The 17,443-nt window shown below is 63.7% G+C and carries 11 protein-coding genes; 3 read left to right on the top strand and 8 right to left on the bottom strand.

The window, feature by feature from the left end; genetic code table 11:
* Positions 1-30: 30 nt before the first annotated feature.
* From serC to IPK70_07830, 7 genes are all read right to left on the bottom strand, one after another.
* Entirely contained in the window at positions 31-1,119 is a 1,089-nt protein-coding gene (gene serC / locus IPK70_07800) for a 3-phosphoserine/phosphohydroxythreonine transaminase (protein MBK8227065.1), read from the bottom strand.
* A 62-nt stretch (positions 1,120-1,181) separates the two neighbouring features.
* Positions 1,182-2,516, bottom strand: a complete 1,335-nt coding sequence (locus tag IPK70_07805) for a DUF58 domain-containing protein (protein ID MBK8227066.1) — start codon at positions 2,514-2,516, stop codon at positions 1,182-1,184.
* A gap of 2 nt (positions 2,517-2,518) precedes the next feature.
* A complete protein-coding gene (locus IPK70_07810; protein ID MBK8227067.1) occupies positions 2,519-3,544 on the bottom strand; it encodes a MoxR family ATPase in 1,026 nt (341 codons plus the stop codon).
* Between the two features lie 27 nt (positions 3,545-3,571).
* Entirely contained in the window at positions 3,572-4,762 is a 1,191-nt protein-coding gene (locus tag IPK70_07815; GenBank protein ID MBK8227068.1) for a hypothetical protein, read from the bottom strand.
* Positions 4,759-5,457, bottom strand: a complete 699-nt coding sequence (locus IPK70_07820; protein ID MBK8227069.1) for a DUF4129 domain-containing protein — start codon at positions 5,455-5,457, stop codon at positions 4,759-4,761. The genes IPK70_07815 and IPK70_07820 overlap by 4 nt, the downstream gene beginning before the upstream one ends.
* Before the next feature lie 2 nt (positions 5,458-5,459).
* Positions 5,460-6,350: a hypothetical protein gene (locus tag IPK70_07825; GenBank protein MBK8227070.1), complete on the bottom strand. Its 891-nt coding sequence runs from the start codon at positions 6,348-6,350 to the stop codon at positions 5,460-5,462.
* Entirely contained in the window at positions 6,310-7,287 is a 978-nt protein-coding gene (locus tag IPK70_07830) for a stage II sporulation protein M (GenBank protein ID MBK8227071.1), read from the bottom strand. The genes IPK70_07825 and IPK70_07830 overlap by 41 nt, the downstream gene beginning before the upstream one ends.
* Positions 7,288-7,420: 133 nt before the next feature.
* On the opposite strand from IPK70_07830, the gene ychF reads away from it, so the two are divergent.
* From ychF to IPK70_07845, 3 genes are all read left to right on the top strand, one after another.
* A complete protein-coding gene (ychF, locus tag IPK70_07835) occupies positions 7,421-8,512 on the top strand; it encodes a redox-regulated ATPase YchF (protein MBK8227072.1) in 1,092 nt (363 codons plus the stop codon).
* 175 nt (positions 8,513-8,687) lie between these two features.
* Positions 8,688-9,338, top strand: coding sequence for a glycerol-3-phosphate 1-O-acyltransferase PlsY (gene plsY / locus IPK70_07840; protein ID MBK8227073.1), 651 nt, complete (start codon positions 8,688-8,690; stop codon positions 9,336-9,338).
* Between the two features lie 44 nt (positions 9,339-9,382).
* Entirely contained in the window at positions 9,383-15,733 is a 6,351-nt protein-coding gene (locus IPK70_07845; protein ID MBK8227074.1) for a hypothetical protein, read from the top strand.
* 30 nt (positions 15,734-15,763) lie between these two features.
* Here IPK70_07845 and IPK70_07850 read toward each other — a convergent pair whose 3' ends face one another.
* Positions 15,764-17,188, bottom strand: coding sequence for an arginine decarboxylase (locus IPK70_07850; GenBank protein MBK8227075.1), 1,425 nt, complete (start codon positions 17,186-17,188; stop codon positions 15,764-15,766).
* Between the last annotated feature and the right edge of the window lie 255 nt (positions 17,189-17,443).

Here is a 17,443-nt window from a genome sequence, read left to right on the forward strand (position 1 = left end):
CTGCCGAAGCCTTCGGCGAAGGTTGAAGGTCTATCCGTTCTTCTGTGCGAAATTCTCCATCACGTCCACCAGCACCTGCACACTCTCGATGGGCAGGGCATTGTACATGCTGGCGCGGTAGCCGCCCACGCTCCGGTGCCCACGGATGCCGCTGATGCCGGCTTCCTTCCAAAGGGCATCGAAGGCGGGTTCCAGCGCGGCGTCGCTCATCACGAAGCACGCGTTCATGGTGCTGCGGTCCTCGATGGCGGCGGTGCCTTTGAAGAGCGGCAGCCGGTCCACCGCATCGTACAGGAGCTTGGCCTTCGCGTTGTTGCGCCGCTCGATCTCGGCAACTCCGCCGGACCTCTTCATCCATTCCATGGTGAGCATGCTCACGTACACGGCGAACACCGGTGGCGTGTTGTACATGCTCTCCTTGCTGCCGTGGTTCTTCAGGTCGAGCATGGGGCTGAGCTTGCGGCCGGTGTTGCCGGTGCGCTCCGGGTCGAAGAGGTAGACCGTTGCGCCAGCGGGCCCCATGTTCTTCTGCGCGCCGCCGTAGATCAGCGCGAAGTCGGCCACGTTCACCGGACGGCTGAAGATGTCGCTGCTCATGTCGCACACCACCGGCACGGGCGACCTCGGGAATCGCTTCCACTGCGTTCCGAAGATGGTGTTGTTGCTCGTGAAGTGGAAGTAATCGGCATCCGCCGGGATCTCGAAGCCCTTGGGGATGTAACAGAAGTTCTTGTCCTCGCTGCTGGCCACCACCATGGTTTCGCCGGCGAGCTTGCTCTCCTTGATGGCGCGCGAGGCCCATTCGCCGGTGTTCGCATAGGCGCTCTTGCCGCCCATCTTCATGTAGTTGAGCGGCACCATATGGAAGCCCAGGCTGGCGCCTCCGCCGAGGAAGATCACTTGGTAATGGTCCGGCGCGCCCAGCAGCTCCTTCACCAGCGCTTGCGCCTTGGCCATCACGGCCTCGAAGGGCTTGCTGCGGTGGCTGATCTCCAGGATGCTGAGGCCGCTGCCCTCGAAGTCGAGCACGGCTTGCGCCGCCTGCTCAAAGACCTCCTGCGGCAGGATGCAGGGGCCTGCGCTGTAATTGTGGACCTTCTTCTTGGTGGCTACGGTCATGGCGTTGGGATTCAGCGGCCAAATGTATTGGCGGTGGGGGAGCAGCACATGACAAAGCTCGCCTACAGCAGTCCCCTCGCCTTTATTTCCAGGTACCGGTTGATCACGCTCACCGTGAGGTCCTGCGGTCGGCAGAGGATGGCGGGCAGGCCGTGTCGCTCGAGCTCGCGCGCGATGAGGCGCTTCTCATGGGCCATCTTCTCAGCGATGGCGCGCACGTAGACCTGCTCCGTGTCGGTGGGCAGGTGGCGCAGGTCCTCATCGAGCTCGGTGTTGAGGAAGAAGATGGGCACCACCAGGTGCTGGCGCGCCAGCCGCTGCAGGTAGGGCAGCTGGCGGTGCATGGCCTGCACGCTCCCGTAGTTGGTGAAGAGCAGCAGCAGGCTGCGCTGGTGCAGCTCGCGGCGCACGGCCATGTAGAGCGCTTCGAAGTCGGTCTCCTTGTAGTCGGTGCCCTGGGCGTAGAGCGCTTGGAGGATGTGCTGCATATGGCCGCGCTGCCGGCTGGCGCGCACGAAATCGTGCGGGGTGCTGCTGAAGGTGAGCAGCCCGGCGCGGTCCTCCTTTCGCATGGCGATGCTGCTGATCACCAGTGCGGCATTGATCGCGTAGTCGAGCAGGCTCAGGCCCTCGAAGGGCATCTTCATCACCCGGCCGGTGTCGATCAGCGAGAAGACCTGTTGCGCCTTCTCGTCCTGGTACTGGTTCACCATCAATCGGCCGCGGCGCGCGCTGGCCTTCCAGTTCACGGTGCGTCGGTCGTCGCCCGGCACGTATTCCTTGATCCGCTCGAATTCGCTCTGGTGGGCCACGCGGCGGATGCGCTTGATGCCCGCGAGCGTGAGCCGGTTGCTGATCGCGAGCAGTTCGTACTTGCGCAGCTGCAGGTAGCTCGGGTAGACGGCCACTTCCTTATCCGCATCGAGCACGAATCGCCGCTCCATCAGCCCGAGCACGCTGCTCACCAGGACGTTGATGGCGCCGTAGCGGTACAAGCCCCGCTGCACGGGCCGCACATGGTAAATGAACTCCCGCTTCGCCCACGCGCCGATGCCGCCCTGGAACACCAGGTCGCGCTTCTGGAACTGGTGCGGGAGCTCGTCCATCACGCGCAGCCTCATGGCTATGCCGTAACCGCTCTCGAGCTCGATGGTCACCGGGTTCTGGTCGCCGTTGCTCCAGCGGTCGTACGTCCGTCGCGCACCGTGCAGGCCGGAGCGCGGGCCGAAGAGGAGGAAGAGCTCGGCAACCAGCGCGAGCGTGAAGGCCAGCGCACAGAGCTTCGCTGTCACCAGCAGTGGATCCCACGCCCAGCCCAGCACGAAGAGCAGCACCAGGGCCCAGCCGATCCCGAAGAAGCGGCGGGTGAGGAAGATGCTGCGCAGCTGACGGGTCATAGTCAGCGCGGCACTTCGATCTGCTTCACGAGCTGCTGCACCACCTGGTCAGGGCTGAGCCCTTCCATCTCGCGCTCGGGCGTGAGCTGCACGCGGTGACGGAGCACATGGGGGGCCATGGCCTGCACATCTTCGGGGGTAACGAAATCGCGGCCGGCGACGGCAGCGCTGGAGCGCGAGGCACTGAGGATGGCGAGCGATGCGCGCGGCGATGCGCCGAGCATCAAGGAGCCATCGTGGCGCGTGCGGTCGACGATGGCGGCGATGTAGCGCAAGAGCTTCTCCTCGCATCGCACCTGGCGCGTGAGCCAGCGTGCACGCTCCAGTTCCTCGGGGCCGATCACCGGGATGATGGCATCGGCGCTGAGCAGCTCACGGCCCTGCTGTGCGCGCATCAGGATCGCGGTCTCATCCTCCACCGTCGGATAGCCGACATTCAGCTTGAAGAGGAAGCGGTCGAGCTGCGCTTCCGGCAAGCGGTAGGTGCCTTCCTGCTCGATGGGGTTCTGCGTGGCCACTACCATGAAGGGCGGTGCCAATGGATAGGTGCGGCCATCCACGGTGACCTGGCGTTCCTCCATCGCCTCGAAGAGCGCGCTCTGCGTCTTGGCAGGCGCGCGATTGATCTCATCCACGAGCACGATGTTGCTGAAGATGGGGCCTGGACGGAACTCGAAAGCGGTGGTGCGCGGGTCGAATACGCTGGTGCCGATCAGGTCGCTGGGCATGAGGTCCGGGGTGAACTGCACGCGCGAGAAACCGGTGCGCACGCAGCGAGCGAGCAGCTTCGCCATGAGCGTCTTGGCCAGTCCTGGCGCGCCCTCGATGAGCACATGGCCATCGCTGAGCAGCGCGACCAGCAGCAGTTCGACGACTTCTTCCTGGCCCACGATCACCTTGCGCACCTCCTGGCGCAAGCGTTCGGTAGCGAGCTGCAATTCGGTGAGCGGCACATGCGGCACGAAGCCGCCGTGGTCCGGCGCGGCGTCGCTTGGGGGAGGGATGTGGCCGGGGGCCGCGGGCGGCATGTAGGGGGTGTGTTCGTCGGTCATGGATCAGGGGATGCGTTGGCGCAGGTCGTGAAGTTCGTTGCTGAGCGCGAGCAGCTCGGCCTCGCTCAGGCGCGGCGCCGCTTCAATGCGTTCGAGGTTCCGGAGGCGGCGGCTCATCTCGTCAGTGGGCATGCCGGCTTTGGTGGCGAGGTGCCTGATGGTCTCGTCGTCGTACGCGAACGAGCGCAGGTACGCGCGTGCGCGAGCATCCTCCTTGAAATGCTGGATGAGCGTGCGTGCGATGCCGGCATGATCGCCCTTGTGCCAGTACAGGCGGCCGATGGTATCGGCGAGCTCACGGCTGGCGTTGCGCGGAGGCTCCATCACTGGAATGGCACGCTGCTGGCGCCTCACGTAGACCAAGGTGAAGAGCACGAGCAGCGATTCCGCGAGGTAGAGCGCCCATTTCAGCGCAGGCTGGCTCAGCACGAAGCGGAAGAAGGAGGTGTTCTCCATGCGGCCGGCCTTCTGGTACTCATCCCACCAGAGCGGACGCGGCGGCAACAGGCTCAGCGCCGCAGCGGCGAACTGCGCATTCCGGTCCTTCAGCAGATTGTAATTGGTGAAGGCCAGGGGCGCGCTGCAAAGCACGATGCGGCCATCGCCCCAGCGCATGTGCAGCAGCACGGGACGTGCGGCACCATCAACGGCCACCACGCGCGTGCGGGCGGTGTCGTAACGGGTGAAGAAGGCGCCAGGAAACCCTCGCGCGAAGCGGAAAACGCCGTTGGCCATGCGTTGCTCGCCCACGAAGCGGATATCGCAGGTGTCTTCCTGCACGTTGAAATCCTGCTGCACCGTGATATTGAGCGTATCAGCCAGGTCGTTGCCGAACCAATGCGCGGACAGGAAGGCGTGATCGCCCATGGCCACCAGGGCGAGCAGTTGCTCTGCCGCATATCCATCGAGCGAAAGGTGATGGTTGATGAGCACGTGGTTCACCGGTTCCGACAAGGCGAGCTCGTCATAGAGGCGCTCGCCCGCAGTGGTCGTGATCGGGTCGGTGACGGCGCGCACCTCGGGGAAGAGCTCGGGCAGGCGCTCGTAGAAGTACTTGGCGCCGTAAGGCGTTTTGTGGTGGCGCGAGAACGACCACGACCAATCCATCGGCTTCGGCGCGAGTGATTCCAGCACGGCCAGCAGCACGATCAGCAGGCCAAGCCCTATCAGCAGGCGCTTCTCGAATCGGTTCATCGCGCCGGGGCTTGCTCGAATTCAAGGAAGGGGCGCTGGAACGAGGAGTAGCGCGCGCGGTCCACTTCGGCGTGGCCGTACCAGACCCATTGGAAGATGAGCGCGGCATTCGTGAAGCGCGCGCGCATCGCAGGGTCCTTCAATTGCCGCATGTAGTCGCGGTCGGTGCGCTCAGGGCTCCAGGAGAGCAGCCCTTGGTCCACCAGTTTGCGCAGCACGAGCAGGTAGTGCAATCGGATGGCGCCGCGCCAGTCGCCTGCGGCTTCGGCCTGCGCGATGAGCGATGGGATATCCATGGCGCGGATATCCTCTTCGGCCGTGATCACTTGCCCCACGCTGCGCGGTGCGCCATGGAAGATGTTGCGCAGGCCGTTGCGGCTCAGCACCACGATGGCGAGCAGGATCGCGAGGAAGCTGATGAGGTAGATGAGGTTGTCCACCACGAAGCCCCCGGCGCGCGAGCCGAGGATGCGCTGCAGCCAATAGAAGAGCCATTGCTTGAAGCGGTCCCACAGGCTCGGTGCCCGGCGCAGGTCCCTGTCGTAGTCGAGGTCGGCGCGCAACTGGTCGATGCGGTCTGAATTGAACGCGCGCACGGAAGGGCGCTCATCGGGGGCGAGGCTGTCGGAAGGCGCGCTGGTGAAGGCCGGAGCAGCCGCCAGCAAGAGCGCGAAGAGCAGCAGAAGCCTTCCCATTCCTACGCTTGGTCGAAGCCCGCGATCTTCTCCTTGAGCCCGATGCCCTCGGTCTCTTCCACGCGGCTGAAGTACTTCATCACGTAGGCCACCGCCACCAAGGGATAGGTGAGCATCTGGGCGCACCATTGCACGGCGGTGCTGATGGCATTGAAGACGCTGATCCACGCTGGCAATTCCAGCGGGCCGCCCTCCATGGCCGATTCCAGTCCCGCATTCACGCCGATCACCAGGCCCGCGATGGTGAAGGGCAGGACGATGACCTGGTCGATGATGCCCTTCACGATGAGCATCACGATCGATAATCCGAGCGTGGGCCAGAAGTCTCCGCTCACCAAATTGTTGGAGCGCCCCAATGCGCCCGCGCCGCCCGTGCGCTCGATGGCATGCGCCGCCAGCGCCAGCGAGAGCACGGTTGCCGGATAGATCGCAGGCAGAACGCAAAGAAGGAGCCCGAGCAGCACCAGCAATCCGCTCAGGAAGGAGGCGCCGAAGTAGGGGCCGATCTGTGCGAAGCCGCGCTTGATGATGTCCCCGGATTGGAGCAGATGGTGCTCGCCGAGGTGGTACGCCCGCAGGTATTCGTGCACCATGGCGACCACGAGCGACCACGCGACCAATAGGAGCAGCATGCCGGGCACCAGGCCGATCATGCTGGATCCGAGCAGTGCCAGAGCGCCTTCGGGGTCGCCATCAGCCCGGATCTGGAACTGCTGCACGCCTGCGAGCGCGTCACCGGAAAGGAAGCCGCCGATCAGCCCGGCCGGCAATCCCACAAGCGCGATGGCCCGGATCAAAGGCCGCCACTCCTGCCGCAGGAAGGCGAAGGTGTCCGAGAAGATCTGTCCGAAATCACGCGCTTTGCGCAGCTGAACGGGTTCGTCGGTGTGCATGGTAGGGGAGGATGATGAAGTACCAGATCACCCAAGCGAGTGATCCGAGTATGATGGTGCTGGCCACCCAAGGCCTTAGCGTGAGCGCGTGACGGGTGACGAAGCTCTCGAGGAATCCGGCCAGGATGAAGACAGGCACCAGCCCCAGCACCACTTTCAGGCCTGTCTTGGCGCCGCGCCTGAAGCTCTCACCTCGCGAGTAGGTGCCCGGGAAGAGCCATGCATTGCCGATGCACAGCCCAGCGCCGCCCGCGATGACGATGGCCGAGATCTCCAAGGTGCCATGCACCCAGATGGTGAGCACGCTCTCACGCAGCACCCCTTGCTCGTGGAAGAACCACTGGAATGCGCCGACCATGATGCCATTGCGCACCAGGATGTAGATGGCGCCGATGCTAAGGAAGATGCCCGCCACGAAAGCTGTGAGCGCCACCTTGATGTTGTTGATGGTGATGCGCAGGAACATGAAGGTCCCATCCTCATCGGCGTACACATGCATGGGGCGGCCCTGGCGGATGTTGTCAAGGGTCATGTCAACATAATAGTCGCCCAGGATCAGGCGTGGGAAGGTCTCATCGTGCGCCGTGCTCACGGCTCCGATCAGCACTGCCACGGCGAACACCGCGAAGGAGAGCAGCAGATCGCGCCGCGCGGCGTAAACGGCCAAGGGCACCTCTTCCGTCCAGAAGGTGATGAAGCGCCCGCGCGGAACACGCTTGTTGCGGTAGATATGGTGGTGCAGGCGCAAGGCGAGGCCGTTGAGGTAGCCCACCACGGCGCTGCGCGGATAGAAGGTGCGCGCGTAGCTCAGGTCGTCGTTCAGCTCGATGTAGAGGGCGCTGGCCTCATCGCCGCTGAGCTGCGCAAGGCCTTCCACGCTCCGCTCTAGGCGCTGCCACTTCGCTTGGTTGCGCTTGATGAAGGCTGCTTCGCGCATGATTGGGCGAACATACGGGGGGAAAGGATCGAGGCTATGACCAGCTTGTTGCGCAGGGCGGACGGCATCGCGGTCGGCGCGTGGACCCGTCACCTACATTCGCGGCCCTGAAATCCGGGAAGTAGCCATGGCCTTGAAGTGCGGAATCGTCGGGCTGCCCAATGTGGGCAAGAGCACCTTGTTCAACTGCCTGAGCAACGCGAAGGCGCAGGCGGCCAATTTCCCCTTCTGCACCATCGAGCCCAACGTGGGCACCATCACCGTGCCCGATGCGCGCCTCAGCAAACTCGCCGAGTTGGTGAAGCCGCAGCGCGTGGTGCCCACCACGGTGGAGATCGTGGACATCGCCGGACTGGTGAAGGGCGCGAGCAAAGGGGAGGGGCTGGGCAATCAGTTCCTCGGCAATATCCGCGAGTGCGATGCCATCCTGCACGTGCTCCGCTGCTTCGACGACCCCAACGTGGTTCACGTGGATGGCAGCGTGGATCCCGTGCGCGACAAGGAGGTGATCGACATCGAGCTGCAGCTCAAGGACCTGGAGACCGTTGAGGCGCGGATCAAGAAGGTGGAGAAGCAGGCATCCATCGGGGAGAAAGAGGCCAAGCGCCGCTTCGACCTCCTGACACGCATCCGGACCGCGCTGCTCAAAGGAGAGAGCGCACGCACGGCCATCACCGCGAACGACGACCCCGCGCTGCTCAATGAGTTCCAGTTGCTCACCGCCAAGCCCGTGATGTACGTGTGCAACGTGGATGAGAAGAGCGCCGTGAAGGGCAATGAGCATGTGGAGCGGGTGAGAGCTGCCGTAGCGGGCGAGAACGCGGAAGTGATCTTCGTGACAGCGGCCATCGAGGCGGAGATCGCCAGCTTGGAGACCCCCGAAGAGCGAGAGATGTTCCTCAAGGACATCGGCTTGGAAGAGCCGGGCGTGAACAAGCTGATCCACGCCGCCTACCATCTGCTGAAACTCCAGACCTACTTCACCGCTGGTGTGCAAGAGGTGCGGGCATGGACCATTCACCAAGGTGATACCGGACCACAGGCTGCAGGCGTGATCCACAGCGATTTCGAGAAGGGATACATCCGCGCTGAAGTGATCGGCTACGACGACTTCACCACGCTTGGCAGCGAGGCCGCCTGCCGCTCAGCCGGTAAACTGCGGACGGAAGGCAAAGAGTACGTCGTGCGCGATGGCGACGTCATGCACTTCCTCTTCAACGTGTGAACCTGGAGGATCCCGGGGGGGTGAATGCGCTGGCATCCTGCCGGTTGATAACATCCGGGTCGTTGCAAACTGCCGGGCAGGGTCGGGGCCCGCATCCGGACGCGGTTATTTTTACCCCACGATGAAACGGCACGCACCAATCGGTCATGCCATTCCATCGGCAGATCATTGAACGATGGACTTTCCATGGGTGTACGGAGCGTTCGCCATGTTTCTGGCCTATCTCTGCGGAAGCATCCCTACCAGCGTTTGGTGGGGGCGCGCCTTCTTCGGCATTGATGTGCGCGAGCACGGCAGCCGCAATGCCGGCGCCACCAACACCTTCCGCGTGCTCGGTCCACGGGCAGCATTACCGGTGCTGCTCATCGATGTGCTCAAGGGCTTCGTTCCGGTCCGCGTGCTTCCCAATTTCACGGAATTGCAGCCCGATACGGCACCGTGGATGTGGTTCCGAGTGGCCCTGGTGATCGCCACGGTGCTCGGCCATCTCTATCCCGTGTTCGCGGGCTTCCGCGGAGGCAAGGGCGTGGCCACCAGTTTGGGCGGGGTGCTTGCGGTGCATCCTGGTGCGGCTGGGGTGTGCGTGGCGGTCTTCGCGATCGTCTTCCTCGCATCGCGCTACGTGTCGCTGAGCTCCTTGGTCGCCGCATTGGCCTTCCCGCTGGCGGTCGCCTTGGTTTGGGATGAGGAGAGCCGCATCAAGGTGGGCTTCGCCATCGTGCTTTGCGCCATGGTCTTCTACACGCACCGCGAGAACATCGGCCGCTTGCTGCGCGGCGAGGAGAACCGCCTGAGCCTCGCTGGGAAGAGCAGCGGAACACAGTGAAACCCAAGCACCTCGGTTGCGGTACAAGCGGCCACTCTCGGATAATGACCCGTACCTCGGGCATAGTTTGCGCTTTCCTCCTCCCTGTCCTGGCCCTTGGCCAAGGCGGTGACCAGCAAGTGCGTGCAAAGGCCGACCAGCTCTTTCAAGAGCAGCGGTTCGCTGAAGCCATGCCCTTGTATTCTCAGCTTGTCAGCCTGACGCCGTCCGATCGCACGCTCAACTACCGCTTCGGCGCATGCCTGCTGCATGGCAGTGCCGATAAGGAGCAGGCCATCGGCCACCTGAAGTTCGCCACGGATGCACCCACCACTGATCCGCTCGCGTGGTACTGGCTCGGCCGCGCCTATCACCTGAATTACCGCTTCAAGGAAGCCCAGACAGCCTATCAGCGCTTCCTGGGCACCGCCGATAAGAAGCTGCTCGCCGCCTACCCGGTGGAGGCGCTCCAGAAGCAATGCCGCAATGGCGAGAAGCTCCTGAGCAACCTCAAGGAGATCACCGTGCGCAGCAAGGTGGAAGTCGCGGACGCGGACTTCTTCCGGTTCTACGACCTCGCCGATATCGGCGGGCGCCTGGTCGTGCTCCCGGAGGAATTGAAGACCAGCCTCGACAAGAAGCGCAAGCACCGCAGCCTGGTGCATTTGCCTGAGCGCAACGGCCCCATCTACTTCAGCAGCTACGGGAAGGATGGCGCCACCGGCCTCGACATCTACCGTTCGGAGCTGCTGCCCGATGGCACGTACGCTGCGGCGGTGAAGCTCGCGGGCTACATCAACACCGAACAGGACGAGGACTTCCCCTTCATGCACCCAAGCGGGAAGACCTTCTATTTCAGCGGGAAAGGCCATAACAGCATGGGTGGTTACGATGTGTTCCGGGCCGGATACGACAAGGGCCTCGACGCATTCGGCCGACCGGAGAACCTCGATTTCGCCGTGAGCACGCCCGATGATGATATCCTGTACATCGTGGATGCCGAGCAGAAGGAAGCCTGCTTCGCCAGTGGCCGCAACAGCAAGCAGGGCATGCTGCACGTGTACCGCGTGGGCACAGCGCAGGCCCCGGTTAACATCACCGTATTCAAGGGCACCTATGCCAGCAGTCTTGACAAGGAGGACCGCAAGGCGAGCATCGTGGTGGAGGACATGCTCACGCAGGAGCAAGTGGCTGTCGTGCGAACGGACATCAACGGGAACTATGCCCTCAGCCTGCCGCGTGCCGGCCGGTACCGCTATCGCGTGGATTGCGGCCCCTCGGGCAAAACGCACACGGGCGTGGTGGATGTGCCCAAGGCCGAAGGCCCTCGCGCCTATCGCCAAGAGCTCATCCTCGACCGCAACGGGGACCTGGAGCGGCTCACCATCCGCAATTACTTCGACGACCCGCTCGGCGAGGACATGGTTGCGCTGGCCCTTGATGAGATCAAGCGCCGCGCGCGCCTCGATGTGAGCACGCGAGAGGTCGTTGCCGAGGTCCCCAAGCCAGTCGAGCAGCCAACGGGCGATCTGCTCACGCGCGCTGGCTTCACCGGCGACATCGACCAGGCCAGGGCGCTTCAGCTAGCCAGTGACGATGCGCGCGAGCGAGAGGCGCAGTCGCTGGAAGAGCAAGCCATGGCCGGAGAAGCCTTCGCCATCGCGCTGGATGCGACTCAGGAAGCCGAGAAGGCCGCGCTCAAGGCAGACGACCTGGTGAAACGCGCATCGGCCATCACCGATGATGAGCAACAGCGGAACGCGCTGATGACCGAGGCAGCGATTGAACGGCAACGCGCTCGAGAAGCCGCCATGCGGGCTCGAGCGGCGCAGTCAACGGGTGTTGCTTTGAGCACGGCCGCGCTCAACTCGCGCCAGCGGGCGGCAGAGGCCGATAAGCTCAGCAGCGACCTGAAAGGCGCCATTACTGCGAAGGATGATGAGAAGGCACTGGCCCATCTGCGAACGCTGAAGCTGCGCTTGGATGAGCGCGCGAAACCCGAATTGGCCCAGGAGCCGGCGGAACAAGCGCGGCGCAATGTGCAGGAGCAAGAGAAGGAAGCCGCTCGCCTGCTGGCGATGGCCAAGGCCAAGCGCGATGAAGAGAGCGAGCTGGCTGATGGCCTTGCGCGGTTGAAGCGTGAGCGCATCGAGTCGCGCGCGCGCTCGAAGCAGGAGGAACTCGATCGGCGAATCGCTGAACTGGAGCAGCAGCAGCAAGCCCTCCGCGACGAGACGCAAGCCGCCGTCCGTAGGGCAGAGATCGCTGAGCGACAGACCGCCGTGGTGCGAGGGCAAGCCTCGCTGACCCGGCACCTGACCCAGACCACCGAGCGCGGAGCCGGATCCGAACTCACTGCGGCGCAATCGGAGCAGCTCGGCATGCGCATCAGCAGCACCGATCAGCGCGTGGCGGCATTGCCCATTGATGAGCGCTTCGACGCCGCCGCCATGGCCCAGCGCTCGGAGGCGGAGACCCGCGCGTTCGATTGGGACCTCGCGAGCGCAGCACAGGCCATCGGCGAGCAACGCGACTCCACACGGACCGCCGAGCGCAATGCCGACAGGAATGAACGCCTGGAGGCTGCGCGCAACGCAGAATTGCCTGCGAGTGCAGCCGGTGATAAGAACGTGCGCAGCACGACTGCGGCACAAGCACCGCAGACCAGCGGCACCGAGGACCGTGGCTTGCCTGAGGATGCGCAGCGCGTTGCCAATCGAAGCACCACGCAGCCCTCGACCGGCACCACGGATCGCACGGTCCAGAGCGCCACCATCGCTCAAGTGACGCGGACCAGCGGCACCGAAGAACGTCTTGCGACCGAAGCCCAAGAAGCCGGGGAAGCCGAACTTGAGCAAAGCCAGGGGTTGAATGGCGTTGCTCCGGACGGAGCCTCGGACCAGCGCTTCGTGCTGGAGAATGAGCGCGCTGAATTGCAGCAGCTGGCAGGCGCCGAGCGCGACCGTGCCAAGCGCGAACAGATCCAGCAGCGGATCACGGCCATCGAAGAGAGCTTGGCACGATTGGATGCCCAAGCAGGCACTCCTGAGGCAGAGCCCGAAGTGCCTGCCGACATGAGCGTACCGGCGCTGGGCTTCAACAGCGCTGCTCGGGATGAGACCATCATCGCTGATCTGTACAAGGAATACGCATCCGATCTCCAGCGCGCGGAACGCCTGGTGGACCTTGACGCGCGCGCCGACGCCATCAATGGCATCGAGAGCATGCTCGCCGACAGCCTTCGTGCCGAGATGCAGCGCCAGGTGGCCGTGCTCAACATGGCCCCGCAACAGGCGGAGGCCGTGCTGCCGCGTGTTGACCGGTTGAGGCGCATGCGCGAAGAGCATCTGGCACGGGGTGAACAGGCCATCGCGCAGCGCCAAGCCGAACTGGCCGGAGGAGGGGGACAGGCCTCTGACGTGATCGCAGAGGCGGAGACATCGCATTACTCGCCGGGTCAGGATCCCATCAAGGATCGCTATGTCGCCATTGACCGATACGCCCGCGATGTCTTCAGCAGCAAGGTGGAGCACCGCAGCACCGCCAAGGGGATGAGTGATGCGATCGCCTTCCGCGATGCTGATGTGGCGCGCATGGATGATCTGTCCACGCGCATCGATTCCATGGAGAAGCAGCTCGCTGGCATGCCGCTGGGCAAAGAGAGCGACAAGCTGAGGAAGAAGACCGATCAGCTCATCGACGAGCGCTACATCATCCGCACCGATCTCGGTCAGCGCAGCGCCTTCCTCATGCGCGAGGAATGGAAGTCCACTGCCGATAGCCTGAAGCGGGTTGAAGCCCTTACGGCCAAGCGGGGCCTCGCTCCGGATGAGCCCCTGCTGGGCATGGCCCGCGAATTCGCAAGCGAAGCCAATGGCCTGAATGATCGGGCAGCGCAGTTGCGCAAACGCGCTGACCGCAGCGAGGACATCGTGCTCCGTGACAGCCTTTACCGCCGTGCTTATCGGGATGAGCTGCTCGCGCTGCAAGCTGCCGACAAGGCCATCACGGTGCAGAACTACCTGGCTGGCGAGAAGCACAGCCGTGGCGAGAAGATCAGCTATGAGGAAGTGGCCGCACGCGTGCTGGGCATACAGCCTGCTCCTGCCGAGCCCATGCTCACGCAGCAGGCCACGAAGCCGAGCCAGGAGGCGGCTGCACCTTCATCGGAAGCTGCGGCATCCGAGACGGGAGAGCATCCGGCCTTATCGGCCGCCGAGCCCCCTGCGCGCATCGGGGATCGAGAAGTGAGTCTGGAGGGAATCGCCGTTGCTCCGTCGCTTGAGAGCAAGGATGCCTTGTCCGATCGAGCTTCAACCGGTGAGGTTCAGCAGGCTGGAAGCGGCGCGCTTGCGGATTCCGTTTCGAGGAAGGCCGGCACTGGGCCCGTCAACTCCATTGCACCCTCAAGCGGCGCTTCGCAAGCCATTGCGCAGGCCGAGCGCCGACTCACTGATAAGGACAAGGTGCCCGCACGGCTGTATGAGAGTTTCATGAAGTCCGAGACCGTGACGCTGAACGCTGCGACGTTCGATCCGGAGAGCGACCCCGATTTGTTCGTGGTAAGGTCTGAGAGCAAGGCACGGGATGCCGCGGAGCTGGAGCAACGGTCACAGGAAGCTGCGGATCGCGCTGCCGCGTTGGCCGACAGCGCCACCACTGCCCGCAAGCGCGACCGGGACCGCTTGCAAGCCTTGGCCGTTCGCGAGCGCGCCATCTCCGATTCGCTTCACGCGGCATCGCTGCGGAGCGCGACGGAAAGTGCCGATCTGAGCAGCATGGCCGAGGAAGCAGTGAAGGCGAAGGCCTTGCGCGAGCGCTTGGTGAAGTTCTATTACCTCACCGCGGAAGAGCAGCGATTGGTGCTGCTGGAAGGTGATGCCAGCCGCTATTTCCAAGCGAAGGCGCTGGCCATGGAGCAGAGCGAGGCTGCTATGGACGCTGAAGGCGCAGCGAAGAGCAACCGCGAGGTCGCTGATCTGCTCCGCCAGCAAGCGCGATCCGCTGAGCGCGATGCCGTGGACGGCCGCATCACCGCAGCAGAAGCCAGCAGCCGAGCCCTCCTGCTCGATGCGCGCGCCGTGCAGCTTGAATTGAAGGCTGATTCGCTCAGCAATATCGCCTCGCGCCTGCGTGGCGCTGCCGGCATCAACGAGGCCCAGGCCGGCGTGATGCTGCAGGCCCTGCCGGAGGAGCGCAGCAGCGAGCTGATGGCCATCGAGCAGCGCGCGCGCCGGACGGAAGCATTGCTAGCGGAATCGCGCGGCCAGGCTGCTGCCGGGCGCGAGCTGACTGCGCAACCAGGATCGGCCCCTCAATCCGCGACCGCTCAATCTTCAAGCTCTCAACCTGCGTTGCCGGACCGAAGGGCCGACGCTGCTTCGGATGCGGCGGCGAACGGCGGCGCTCAACCGGCCATTCCCACAACCTCTCCGATCGCCGAAGCGCTTGGCGAAGGCGGTCAGCCCTCACCCCTCCAGCCATCGACCTTCCGCATGCCCGACGAGCTGGTTGAGGATTTCTTCGTGCTGAATGAGCCGACAGCTCGCCGGGAGGCAGCGATTCCGATGGATGTGGACCTGCCTTCGGGCATCGTGTTCAAAGTGCAGATCGGTGCATTCCGCAAGCCCATCCCGCAAGAGGCCTTCAGCGACATGACCCCTGTGATGGGTGAGACCGTGGGCAATGGGCTGGTGCGTTACACCGCGGGCCTCTTCACGGGTGCGCAAGGAGCGCTCGCAGCGAAGGACCTGGTGCGTGAGCGCGGCTACCGTGATGCTTTCGTGGTGGCCTACCGCGATGGCAAGCGGATCTCGCTCGGCGAGGCCATGCGTGCCACGCAACAAGGGGCCGAGCTTGCTGAAAGACCCATCCGGGTCCGTGGGGGATCCGAGGAACCTGCTGCACGCCTGGTGGAATCGCCAGTGCCCGCTGCGCCGCCGGCCATCGTGATCAAGCAGCCGGTGGCGGGCGTGCAGGCCAGCGAGCCTGCGGATGACGCTGCGATCCTCGCGCGCTATCCCGCCAGCGCGCAGCAGATCGTGGAATCCTTCGTTCCGAGCACCGAGGCTGCGGCCTACTACAATGTGCCGGGCGCAGCTCCTGCGAAGCAGGTGGAGACCATCAAGGGCCTCTTCTTCACCGTGCAGGTCGGCGTATACAGCCGTCCGGTGCCGCTCGACAAGCTCTTCAACATCACGCCGCTCAACAGCGAGCTCACCGAGAGCGCGAAAGTGCGCTACACCACGGGCCGCTACATGGACCTCGATGCTGCGCGCATCCGCAAGGATGAGGCGGTGCGCCTTGGCGTGAAGGACGCTTTCATCACGGCCTACCTCAACGGCAAGCGCATCCCAGTGCGTGAAGGCAGTGCGCTCCTCCAGCAATTCGGAGCGGCCATCCTGGCGCAGCCTTGAGCGCGATCCTGCGGATAGGCCGGTTCAGGCTTAAGCGCCTGCGTGCTTGACAGCCTCTTCCACCGGCAGGTAGCCCAAGAGCTGAAGCATGCGCTCAGCGCTCTGTTGCTCAGCGAAGACGGAATCGACAAGTGTGCCATCAGGCAGGCGGTCGATGAGCACGTGCTTGGGCTTGGGGATGAGGCAGTGCTGGATTCCGCCGAATCCGCCCAAGGTGTCTTGGTAGGCGCCGGTGTTGAAGTAGCCGATGTACTGTTTCTTCTCCTCGTTGTACTTGGGCAGGTAGATCGCGTTGACGTGCTGCTCGCTGTTGTAGTAGTCGTCGCTGTCGCAGGTCATGCCGCCGAGGAAGACGCGCTCGTACTCGTCGTGCCAGTTGTTCACGGGCAGCATGATGAAGCGCTTGCTGATGGCCCAGGTGTCGGGCAGGGTGGTCATGAAGCTGCCGTCGATCATGTCCCAGCGCTCCTTCTCGTTCTGCTTCTTCTGATAGACGATGCTGAAGAAGGTGGCGCCGCTGTCGCTCACGGTGAAGCTGCCGAACTCGCTGAAGATGTTGGGCTCCTGCACCTTGTTCTCCTCGCACACATCCTTGATGCGGCCCACGATCTCGCCGATCATGTAGTCGGTATCGAAGCTGAAGTTGAGGCTGTTCTTGATGGGCAGTCCGCCGCCGATGTCGAGCGTGTCCAGCGTGCGGCAGAGCTTCCAGAGGTCGCAGTACACGTTCACGCACTTGCTCAGCTCGTTCCAGTAGTAGGCGGTGTCGGTGATGCCGGTGTTGATGAAGAAGTGCATCAGCTTCAAGCGGAATTTCTTCTGCTTGCTGATGTTGCGCATGTAGAAGGGGATGATGTCCTTGTAGCCGATCCCCAGGCGGCTGGTGTAGAACTCGAACTTGGGCGCTTCCTCGGCGGCGATGCGGATGCCGATGTCGCAGTGGCCCTCGATCACCTCGTCCAGGGCGTAGATCTCGCCCATGTTGTCGATGATGGGCACCACCTTGAATCCGCGGTTGGCCAGGCGGCCGATGCCCTTGATGTAGCGCTCGTCCTTGAAGCCGTTGCAGAGGATGGTGCTGTCCTTGGTGATGCGGCCCCGCTCGATGAGCAGCTCGATCATCTCCAGGTCGTAGGCGCTGCTGGTCTCCAGGTTCACGCCCTTCTTCAGAACCTGGTCGATGACGTAGTGGAAGTGGTTGCTCTTGGTGCAGTAGAAGTACTCGTACTTCCCTTGGTAGTCGTGCGCGGCGAAGGCCTTGGCGAAGCTGCTCCGCGCCATCTCGATCTTCTCGCCGATCTTGGGCAGGTAGGTGATCCGCAGCGGGGTGCCGTGCTTCTTCAGCAGGTCAACCAGCGGCAGGTCGTTCCAGATTAGGTTCTCGCCGTCGAGCTTGAATTCGTCCTTCGGGAAGTCGAAGGTCTGCTCGATGAGGTCGACGTAGCGGGTCTTCATAGGTCAGCGGTAAGGGGGCAATGGCAAGCGCAGAAGGCCATGGTGACCGACTTTCTTGGAGCTTGCTTCCGATATGTGATGCATGGAAGTCCCTTGCGCGTGGGCGGCTGCGATGAGCCGGGGCACGGGGAGGGCGCGCGATTCCATCAGCGGAAAGCGGAGCGAGCGGCACCGGCAACAGCGATGAGCAGTGCCGACCAGCTAAGGCCGCAGATGCCGGAGATGCGGTTGAATGCCATGCGTTCGCGTGCAAAG

Source organism: Flavobacteriales bacterium, from assembly GCA_016712535.1.
Taxonomy (GTDB): Bacteria; Bacteroidota; Bacteroidia; order Flavobacteriales_F; family PHOS-HE28; genus PHOS-HE28.

Coding starts and splice junctions, on each gene's coding strand:
- IPK70_07810 (MBK8227067.1), bottom strand. CDS start 3,544: ATGCCGCCCGCGGCCCCCGGCCACATCCCTCCCCCAAGCGACGCCGCG.
- IPK70_07820 (MBK8227069.1), bottom strand. CDS start 5,457: ATGGGAAGGCTTCTGCTGCTCTTCGCGCTCTTGCTGGCGGCTGCTCCG.
- plsY (MBK8227073.1), top strand. CDS start 8,688: ATGGACTTTCCATGGGTGTACGGAGCGTTCGCCATGTTTCTGGCCTAT.
- IPK70_07825 (MBK8227070.1), bottom strand. CDS start 6,350: ATGCACACCGACGAACCCGTTCAGCTGCGCAAAGCGCGTGATTTCGGA.
- serC (MBK8227065.1), bottom strand. CDS start 1,119: ATGACCGTAGCCACCAAGAAGAAGGTCCACAATTACAGCGCAGGCCCC.
- IPK70_07805 (MBK8227066.1), bottom strand. CDS start 2,516: ATGACCCGTCAGCTGCGCAGCATCTTCCTCACCCGCCGCTTCTTCGGG.
- IPK70_07830 (MBK8227071.1), bottom strand. CDS start 7,287: ATGCGCGAAGCAGCCTTCATCAAGCGCAACCAAGCGAAGTGGCAGCGC.
- IPK70_07850 (MBK8227075.1), bottom strand. CDS start 17,188: ATGAAGACCCGCTACGTCGACCTCATCGAGCAGACCTTCGACTTCCCG.
- IPK70_07845 (MBK8227074.1), top strand. CDS start 9,383: ATGACCCGTACCTCGGGCATAGTTTGCGCTTTCCTCCTCCCTGTCCTG.
- IPK70_07815 (MBK8227068.1), bottom strand. CDS start 4,762: ATGAACCGATTCGAGAAGCGCCTGCTGATAGGGCTTGGCCTGCTGATC.